This window comes from Jiangella rhizosphaerae, assembly GCF_003579925.1.
Lineage (GTDB): Bacteria > Actinomycetota > Actinomycetes > Jiangellales > Jiangellaceae > Jiangella > Jiangella rhizosphaerae.
The window spans coordinates 1-8,767 of sequence record NZ_QUAL01000378.1 but is presented as its reverse complement, the minus strand read 5'-3'; the positions used below and the strand labels follow the sequence as shown (position 1 = coordinate 8,767).

Below are 8,767 nucleotides of genomic sequence, written 5' to 3'. Positions count from 1 at the left end.
GCGCCGATCGGCCGCGCGGCCAGCGGTGAGGGCGCGGCCAGCACGACGTCGCCGCCGGCGGCGGCGCAGCCCGCGACCGCGCCGAGGACGAGCGTCAGGGCGCACGCGGGCAGGGTGAACCGGGGCATGGCGATGCCCTTCCGGGAGCCGGTGCCGGCGCAGCGGGCACCGTGACGGGAGTGGTGGCGGCGTCGACGCCGCGCGGCCGCTCGGGCGGCCGTGGTACGGGACGGGCGCTCAGCCGGGCCCGTCACGTCCCTTCGCCGTGCCTGCGAACCGCATGGCCGAACCCCCCGATCCCGCGGGCTCCCCCCGCCTCACCTCATAGACGCCGGAGGCACACGATTCGGTTGCATTGGCCTGATCCATGCCCGAATCTCGATGCAGCGTTCCCGGCCGCTCACGCGTCCCTCGCGCTGCTCCGCACGGCCTACGCGCTGTGCGGCGACCGGCACGCGGCCGAGGACCTCGTGCAGGGAGCGCTGGCCAAGCTGTACCGGGACCAGTTCAGCCGGTGGCGCCGGAGCTCGGTGCTGCGCTACTACGAGGACCTCTCCGAACGGGAGATCGCCGCGATGCTCGGCTGCTCGACCGGGACGGTGCGAAGCCAGGCGTCCCGGCCATCGCCCGGCTGCGTGACCATGAACCTCAAGGACCTGCTCGAGACCGCCGGCGACGGCATGCTCGACCTCGGCCGGCTCGGCACCGGCCCGGCGCCGGAGGTGCCGTGGTACGAGGACGGCGCGCTGCATGTCGGGGACCGGTCGACCCCGGCCGACCTCGCCGTGGAGCCCGGTTCCGACGACCTCGTCGTCGAACGGGTCCGCGACGGGTACGCGGTGTGGATCTGGGAGCCGGTCCCGGACGCCTACGGCCGCTCGACGCTGACCCTGGTCCGCGACGACGGTGAGCGGATCGTCCTGGCCGACGGCGACGTGACCCCTCCGGTGGTCTCGCCCGACGGCGAGCGCATCGCCTGGGGCCTGCAGAACCACGACCGGGTACGCGACGAGGACGCCCTCGAACACGGTCTCACCAGCACCGTCGTGGTCGCCGACGCAGGCGGCGCCGTCGTCGCCGAGCTGCCCGACACGCCCAGTCCCGGCATCCGGCCCCGTGGTTTCCTGGCCGACGGCCGGCTCGCCCTGGAGGCCGGCGCGAACACGGCGTGGGGCGTCGATGCCTGGGAGCCGGGCGGCGAGGTCACGCCGCTGCGTCAGGACGTCGGGGTCACGGCGATGTCGCCCACCGGCGATCTGGCCCTGCTGCAGGGCACCGACGCTGCTCAGCTGACCGATCTGGCCACGGGGACCGAACTGTGGTCGTTCGACGACGGCGCCGAGGCCCGGTTGTCCCCCGACGGACGGTACCTGGCCGCGCTCAGCTGGGAGGGCGCGCCGGCGGGCCGGCCCCGTCAGGTGGTGATCCGGGAGGCCCGCACCGGCGACGAGGTCGCGCGCCTGGACGTCCAGGAGGCCGGCGCGCTGAGGTGGGAGTCGCCCACGACGGTCGTGATCAGCAGCTACCAGGACGGCAGCGCCGCGCTCGTCCGGTGCACCGTCGGCGGCGAGTGCGAGCTCGCCACCGAACCCCGTCAGCTCGACGACGACCCGGGCACGTACGACAGCCCGTACGTCCTCGGCTGACCACCCGGCTCAACGGTTCCGGAGCGCCAGGTACTCGGCCCGGTCGGCGAACACGCCGCGCATCTCGGCCGTCACGCCGGCCATGAACTCGTCGCGGTAGGTGGAGTCGGTGAGGATGGAGATGGCGTAGTAGAGCCCGGTGAACGCCGCCATCCCGCCGGCCACCCGCAGCAGCGTCTCCGTCAGCCTGACGGGATGGCCGAGGAGGCCGAACTCGTACTCCCAGGAGCCGGCCGTCCCTGCCCACTCCACCCCGACGTCCGGTGTCAGCGCGAACAGCCCGAACGCGACGAAGAACGCCCCGACGCCGGCGGCGACGACGGACACCTGCAACGCCTGGCTCACGACCAGCGTCAGCCCGACGTTCAGCCGCTGCCGGCGCGACAGCGGGCGGGCGCCGTCGTTCAGTTCGTCCTCGAGCTGACGCACCAGGCCCGGCGCCCGCACGACCAGGAACACCAGACCCAGCCCGAACAGCATCCCCGTCACGACGAAGACGAACGTCCGCGGCATGGTCCCGAACATCTGCCACATCTCGGCGTTGACGAACAGCACGACCGAGAAGATCAGCAGCAGCGGCAGCGTCCGCACCAACCGGCCCAGCGACGCCGCCAGCTCGTCGGCCATCCGGCTCAGCGCCCAGAACACCGTGGCGATCAGCCCGTACCCGACCACCAGGTACACCAGCAGCAGGAACAGCGAGTTGCCCACGACGATGCCGAGGAACTGCCGCCACTGGCCACCGAAGATCACCGGCAGCAGCGCCGGCACCAGCACGAACGCCGCCAGCTCGGGCCGTCCGACCTCGCGCGGCAGCTCGAGGAACCGGCGGCCCCGGGCCCGGTTCAGCATGCCGAACGCCACGATCAGGATCGCCAGCCCGCCCAGCGCCGCCGCGAGGTTGAGCAGGAACGGCCACTCCAGCTCCGTCGCGCCGAGCATCTCGCCGAGGAACACCAGCGCCAGCCATGGCGCCGCGCGAGTGAAGATGTCCTCGCTCGCGCTGTAGTCCTCGATGAACAGCGGCAGCCCGCTGCGCCGGAACCGGCGCTCGTAGTCGGCGAGGTCGTCGCGTTCAGCCACGGGCGGGACTCTACCGACCCGCGTGCGAGGACGGATGCGGCCGAACCGGCCGGTCGCGCCGCGGATGGCTCCCGCTTCGTCCGGGTACCATCCGGGCTGTCACGGTTCGCCGTGACGTCGTCGGCCCACGAGGAGGAGCGGTGACCGAGCAGCGCTACCGGAGGGACGAGGACCAGGCCGACCGCTACGACCGGCACTGGAACGAGCTGCTCCAGGAGCTGCGCATCGCCCAGACCGGCGTGCAGATCCTGTTCGCGTTCCTGCTGACCATCGCGTTCACCACGCCGTTCCGGGAGTCCGACGAGTTCACCCACGACGTGTTCGCGGTGACGATCGTCGTCGCCGCGATGTCGATGGCGCTGCTGATCGCCCCGGTGTCTTTCCACCGCATCGTGTTCCGGAAGCGGATCCGCGACAAAATGATCCCGATGGCTTCCACGATGACCGCCGGTGGATTGTTCCTGCTGATGCTCGCCGTGTGCGGCGGGCTGCTCCTGGCGCTCGACGTCGTGCTCGACCGCTGGCTGGCGGTCGTCGTGGCCGGCGCCGCGCTGCTGTGGTTCGTCACGTTCTGGTACGTCATCCCGGGGCGGGTGCGAGCGCGGAGCGCGTCTTGACGCTCATCCATCACCGCCACGACGGCGACGGCTGGGTCGACTGCGCCTGCGGGCAGCGGCACTGGGGCCGGTTCGGCGCGGCCGGGCTGCTGCTGGTCGACGACGAGCGCGGCGCCCTGCTGCAGCACCGGGCGCATTGGAGCCACCACGGCGGCACGTGGGGCATGCCCGGCGGCGCGCGGTCGTCGACGGAGACGGCGCTGGAGGCGGCGCTGCGCGAGGCCGCCGAGGAGGCCGCCGTCCCGCCCGACGCCGTCCGGCCCAGCCACGCCTGGGTCGAGGACCACGGGACCTGGTCGTACACCACGGTCGTCGCGCGCCCCGTCCGGCCGGTCGATGCGCGGGCCGCCGACCCCGAGAGCCTCGACATCACCTGGATCCCGCTCGACGACGTCGGGTCGCTGCCGCTGCTGCCGGCGTTCGGCGCGCTGTGGCCGCGCATCCGCGCGGCGGCGCCGTCCGACCTGGTCCTGGTGGTCGACGCCGCCAACGTGGTGGGCTCGAGGCCCGACGGCTGGTGGCGCGACCGCGCCGGCGCGACGGCCCGGCTACGCGACGAGCTCGGCGTGCTGGCGCCCATGCCCGCGGCGTCGCTCGGACTGCCGGCGACGCAGTGGTGGCCGCGCATCGTGCTGGTCGCCGAGGGGCGGGCGCGCGGCATCGCGTCGCTGGACGGCGTCACGGTGATCGACGCCCCCGGCAGCGGCGACGACGCCGTCGCGGCTGCCGTCGCGACGGCCGTCACCGAACGGCCGCAGGACCACGTCGTCGCGGTGACGGCCGACCGCGAGCTGCGGTCGCGGGTCGACGCCGCCGGCGGCCGCAACCTCGGCCCGTCGGCGCTGTTCGAGATCACCCACCGGTCCGGCCCTTCCTGACCGCGCTCACCGCGTCGTCGACGGGGCCGCCGGACCGGTGCCGGGGTAGCCGCCCGACCGCCTCTCGTGACGCTGGAGGTCTGCCGTCCTTTCAGACCGCAGACCTCCAGCACGCCGAAGGCACCATGGGAGCCGCTGCCCGCCGGCGACGGTGACACAGCGAACCCGAGCGATCCAGCCGGAGCCGCGGGGCAAGACGTGGGTCAGGCGGACTTGCGCTTGGCGGCCGCCTTCTTCGCCGTCTTCTTCGCCGGGGCCGGCTTCTCCTCGTCCGCCTTACCCGCCGCGCGGCTCTGCTTGGCCTCCTCGACACTGCGGCGCAGGGCCTCCATGAGGTCGACGACCTTGCCCTCGGCCGGCTCGGCCTCAGGCGGCGTGACCACCTCGGCGCCCTCGGCCTTCGCGTTGACGACCTCGAGCAGCGCCTCGCGGTACTCGTCGTGGTACTCCTCGGGGTCGAAGTCGCCGGACAGGGTGTCGATGTAGGACTCGGCCATCGCCATCTCCTGCTTGCGGACCTCGATGTCCTCGCCGAGGAAGTCGAACTCGGGCTTGCGGATCTCGTCGGGCCACAGCATGGTCTGCACGATCAGCACGCCCTCGAACGAGCGCAGCACCGCAAGCCGCTCCTTGTTGCGCAGCGCCACCTTGACGACGCCGACCCGGCCCGAGCGCTCCAGCGAGTCGCGCAGCAGCGCGTACGGCTTGGTGTCGCCCGTGGGCTCGGCGTAGTAGGCGCGGTTCAGCGACGTCGGGTCGATCTGCGAGAACGGCACGAAGCCGAGCACCTCGACCGACCGCGACGACGCGATGGGGAGGTCCTCGAAGTCCTCGTCGGTGAGCACGACCAGCTGCCCGCCGGGCAGCTCGTAGCCCTTGGCGATGTCGGCGTAGGCGACCTCGTGGCCGCCGGCCTCGCAGACGCGCTTATAGCGGATGCGGCCGCCGTCGGCGGCGTGCACCTGCCGGAAGCTGACATCCTTCTCCTGCGTGGCCGACACCAGCCGGACCGGGATCGACACCAGCCCGAACGAGATCGAGCCCTTCCAGACCGTCTGTACAGGCATGTTCCACTCCGTCCGCCGGCACCTCGTCGTCGTGCCCGTTCCCAGCCTAGTGTGGCCCGTCACCACCCCGGCGCGCCTCCTCGGCCCGATCGGTCCCGCGTGTCACCCTCGAAGCATGAGGGCAAGACGAGATCTGAACGTCGCGGCGCCCGAGCTGCTCATCGGCTCCCTCACGGCGTGGTGCGGCGAGTGCGACGCGGAGACCGAGTTCGACAAGGTGCCGGGCGGGCTGGGCGTCGAGTACGCCTGCCGCGAGTGCTCGGCGGCCGTGTTCAACGGCGACCTGCCGCTGATCGAGTCGATCTTCCAGCCGGTCGCCGTCTGACGCGCGTCCCGGTTAGGGGCCGGCGACGGTGAAGCTGAACATCATGCCGCTGTGCATGTGTTCGGGGATGTGGCAGTGCGCCATCCACACCCCCGGGTTGGTCACGTCGAACAGGATGTCCACGACCTGACCGGTGCGGACCAGCACGGTGTCCTTCCAGACGAGGTTGGGCTCGGCCACGTCGTCGCGAGCCAGGACGAGGAACCGGCCGGCGCCGTGCAGGTGGAACGGGTGGTGCATCGGATGGTCGGAGTCCATCTCGTTGACCAGCCGGATCTTCACCCGGTCGCCGACCCGGAACCGCCAGTCGACGGCGGCGGCCTCGGTGCCGCCGGTCCGGTCGACGAACATCCAGTGCATGGTCGCGGCGGTGGAGCTGCGGTTCATCTCCGCCATCTCGTCTTCCCACTCGATGCCGTCGGCGACGGCGTGCGCGGCGCCGTGCCCGTGCGCGCCGTGCTCCTGATGCGCGTGGTGGTCGTGGTGGCCGGCCGCGTGGTCCATCCGGGCGACCAGGGCGAGCACCTTGTCCGGCGGCGCGGTGAGCCACGGCCCCAGCGCCTCCCGCTCGGCGGTCAGCTCGGGGTCGCGGCGCAGCGCCTCGAACGCCTGGCCCGCCTCCGACGCCACCGGCTCGCCGTCGACCGCCAGCGTGGCCAGCGGGTAGGTGCGGTCCGGCGTCCGATGCTCCAGGGTCAGCTCGCCCGGCTCGGCGGCCAGGACGTCGACGACCGCCCGTTCCGACGGCGCCAGCAGCACGTGCGTCACGAACTCCTCGTGCTCGACCCGGCCGCTGTCGCCGCCGACGAGCTTCATCCGCGCGCCGGGGAGGTGCAGGTCGAACACGCGGGCACTGGCGGTGTTGGTGAGCCACAGCCTGACCACCTCCCCGGGCCTGGCGGCGAACCGCGGGTGCGGCTCGCCGCTGGTGAGGAAGACGTTGCCGAAGCGGCCCATGGCCGCGTGGCTGGTCTCGTCGCGGCTGAACGGCACGACCCGGCCGTCGTCGCCGAGCAGCAGGTCGTCGACGGTGACGACGAGGTCGCGGTCGGCCGGCGGCCAGTAGTCGTCGGCCGCCGGGACGACCAGGATGCTGCCGTACAGCCCCAGCTCCTGGGCGTAGTCCTCGCGGACGTGCGGGTGGTACCAGTACAGGCCGGGGTCGGGGAACTGGATGCGGTACGTGAACTCTCCGCCGACCGGCACCGGCGCCTGCGTCTCGTGCGGCACGCCGTCGTAGCGGTTCTCCAGCCGCAGGCCGTGCCAGTGCACCGTGGTCTCGAGGTCGCCCTGGTTGGTGACGTGCACGACCAGCTCGCTGCCCTGCGCGACCCGCAGCGTGGGGCCGGGGATCGAGCCGTTGTAGCCGAGCATCCGGACCGTGGTGTCGCCGAGGCGCTTGGCCACCGGGGCGACCGTCAGGTGCAGCGTGTCGCCGTCGGCGAGGTCCAGCAGCGCCGGCCGTGCGGCCTCGGGCAACCCCGACGGGTCGGCCGGGAACTCGCGGTGCCGGTCATGGCCGTGATCGTGCTGGTGGTGATCGTGGTGAGAGTCGTGCGTCTGCATGGCCGCGCCCCCGCTCAACCGCTGATGGCCACGACGATCATAGCCGCGGCGAGGAGGGTGTCGAGGACCACGCAGAACTCGGCCAGCGAGCGCGTGACGACCCGGTTCGTGCGGTGGTGCCACACGTCCCACGCCGCGTGCCCGAGCAGGCCGGCGGCGAGCGGCCAGCGGCGCAGGACGCCGCGGAGCGGGCGGGTGGCCGGGCGCGGGTGGGCCACCGGGACGGTGGTGGTCATGGGATGCCTCCTAGGTGCTGACTGAGCGTTCAGTGGTGACGGTGCGTCAGGTACTCGTCGCGGCGGCGGAGCATGACCGCCAGCATGAGCGGGAACATCGCGACGTGCTCGACGGTCATCGCCGTGCCGGCGCTGGTGACGTCCAGGACGACCAAGGCGGTCGCGACGAACGCGGGCATGAGCATCGCGGCGCTCATCTCCAGCGTGGCCGGCCAGCCGTGGCGGCGGACGCGCATCCACGCGGCCATGGCCACCGTCATGGTCAGCCCCATCTCGACGAGCACGATCTCGGGATAGCGGTCCATGGAGTAGTCGACGCCGCCGGCGGCGAGGGCCGCGCGCAGCGCGCCGCCGAGGACGAACATCCCGGCCAGCATGGCGACGACCATCTCCACGTAGTGGCCCGCGAAGCGGGCCCAGCGGCGGGTGACCGGCCGGCGCAGCTCGGCGGCCTCGGTCGTGACAGTCGGCATCTCGTCCTCCCGGTGGTGTGTGCTGACATCGATGAGTCTGCTCTGACCTGCGACGACGCAACCAGTGCGCGCGGTCACGACCTGAGGGTGGGAGGTGCACCCCCGGGACGTGCATACTGCACATCTCGACCGGGAACCCGGCATGGAGGCCGCCGATGGACGCAGGTGGGCGCATCGCGCTGACACCGCGGCTGGCCGCCGCGTTCCCGGTGGCGTTCCTCGTCATCACCCTGCTCACCCGGCTCGGCAACGCCGTGTACTGGAGCGGGCCCGGCGGCGGCGTGGTGCTGGCCGTGGTGTTCGTGCTGCCGCTGCTGTACACCGTGCCGTGGGGCCGGGCGCTGTGGGCGCGCCACCGTGGCCCGCTGCTGGCGGTGCAGGCGGCCCTGACGTACGCGCCGCTGCTGGTCTTCGGCCAGGACTGGATCACCATCGCGCCCGCCCTGCTGGCCGGGCTGCTGCTCCTGACGGTGGCGGCGCCGGCCTCGTGGCTGCTGTTCGGCGGCGTGATCGCGCTGGAAGCGGTGCGCGTGGCCGTCCTGGGCGTCCCATGGCCCGGGAACGACGCCGCGATCGTCATCTGGATGCTCGTCGCGCCGGCCAACAGCGGGGTCGCGTTCTTCGGCCTGGTCCGGCTGGCCGACCTGGTCACGGCGTTGCACGCGGCGCGGACGGAGCTGGCCGAGCTCGCGGTCGGCGTGGAGCGCCGCCGCTCCGCCGAGCTGCTGCGCGCGGCGGTCGGCGACCATCTCGAGGTCGTCGCCGCCCGTGCCCGCGACGCCCTGGCCGCCCTCTCCCGCAGCCACGACTCGGCGCGGGAGCAGCTCGCCGCGGCCGGACGCAGCGCCCGCCGGGCGCTGGAGCAGGTGCGGACCG

At 72.9% G+C, this 8,767-nt stretch carries 9 protein-coding genes and 1 pseudogene; 5 read left to right on the top strand and 5 right to left on the bottom strand.

Annotated features, from left to right (window positions below):
- Positions 1-470 precede the first annotated feature (470 nt).
- Entirely contained in the window at positions 471-1,646 is a 1,176-nt protein-coding gene (locus tag DY240_RS25905) for a sigma factor-like helix-turn-helix DNA-binding protein (protein WP_233552881.1), read from the top strand.
- A 9-nt stretch (positions 1,647-1,655) separates the two neighbouring features.
- Here DY240_RS25905 and DY240_RS25900 read toward each other — a convergent pair whose 3' ends face one another.
- On the bottom strand, positions 1,656-2,729 hold the full coding sequence (locus DY240_RS25900) for a hypothetical protein (protein ID WP_119662566.1): 1,074 nt from the start codon (positions 2,727-2,729) through the stop codon (positions 1,656-1,658).
- A gap of 140 nt (positions 2,730-2,869) precedes the next feature.
- On the opposite strand from DY240_RS25900, the gene DY240_RS25895 reads away from it, so the two are divergent.
- Together DY240_RS25895 and DY240_RS25890 are read left to right on the top strand one after the other, a co-directional pair.
- On the top strand, positions 2,870-3,346 hold the full coding sequence (locus DY240_RS25895; RefSeq protein WP_119662565.1) for a DUF6328 family protein: 477 nt from the start codon (positions 2,870-2,872) through the stop codon (positions 3,344-3,346).
- Positions 3,343-4,224: an NUDIX domain-containing protein gene (locus DY240_RS25890; RefSeq protein ID WP_199702449.1), complete on the top strand. Its 882-nt coding sequence runs from the start codon at positions 3,343-3,345 to the stop codon at positions 4,222-4,224. Before DY240_RS25895 ends, DY240_RS25890 begins: the two co-directional genes overlap by 4 nt.
- A 203-nt stretch (positions 4,225-4,427) precedes the next feature.
- On the opposite strand, the gene ku is transcribed toward DY240_RS25890, so the two are convergent.
- Positions 4,428-5,291, bottom strand: a complete 864-nt coding sequence (gene ku, locus DY240_RS25885; RefSeq protein ID WP_119662564.1) for a non-homologous end joining protein Ku — start codon at positions 5,289-5,291, stop codon at positions 4,428-4,430.
- A 115-nt stretch (positions 5,292-5,406) separates the two neighbouring features.
- Here ku and DY240_RS25880 point away from each other — a divergent pair, with 115 nt between their 5' ends.
- Positions 5,407-5,616, top strand: a complete 210-nt coding sequence (locus DY240_RS25880; protein ID WP_119662563.1) for a hypothetical protein — start codon at positions 5,407-5,409, stop codon at positions 5,614-5,616.
- Positions 5,617-5,628: 12 nt separating this feature from the next.
- Here the strand turns inward: DY240_RS25880 and DY240_RS25875 are convergent, their stop codons facing one another.
- From DY240_RS25875 to DY240_RS25865, 3 genes are read right to left on the bottom strand one after another with little or no spacing between them, the layout of a single operon-like run.
- Positions 5,629-7,182 (bottom strand): multicopper oxidase family protein, encoded by a 1,554-nt coding sequence (locus DY240_RS25875; protein WP_119662562.1) that lies wholly within the window; start codon positions 7,180-7,182, stop codon positions 5,629-5,631.
- 14 nt (positions 7,183-7,196) lie between these two features.
- Positions 7,197-7,418: a hypothetical protein gene (locus tag DY240_RS25870; RefSeq protein ID WP_119662561.1), complete on the bottom strand. Its 222-nt coding sequence runs from the start codon at positions 7,416-7,418 to the stop codon at positions 7,197-7,199.
- 29 nt (positions 7,419-7,447) lie between these two features.
- Complete coding sequence (locus DY240_RS25865; protein ID WP_119662560.1) at positions 7,448-7,891, bottom strand: hypothetical protein; 444 nt, start codon at positions 7,889-7,891, stop codon at positions 7,448-7,450.
- Between the two features lie 155 nt (positions 7,892-8,046).
- On the opposite strand from DY240_RS25865, the pseudogene DY240_RS25860 reads away from it, so the two are divergent.
- A pseudogene (locus DY240_RS25860) lies at positions 8,047-8,767 on the top strand (hypothetical protein); the annotation flags it as partial.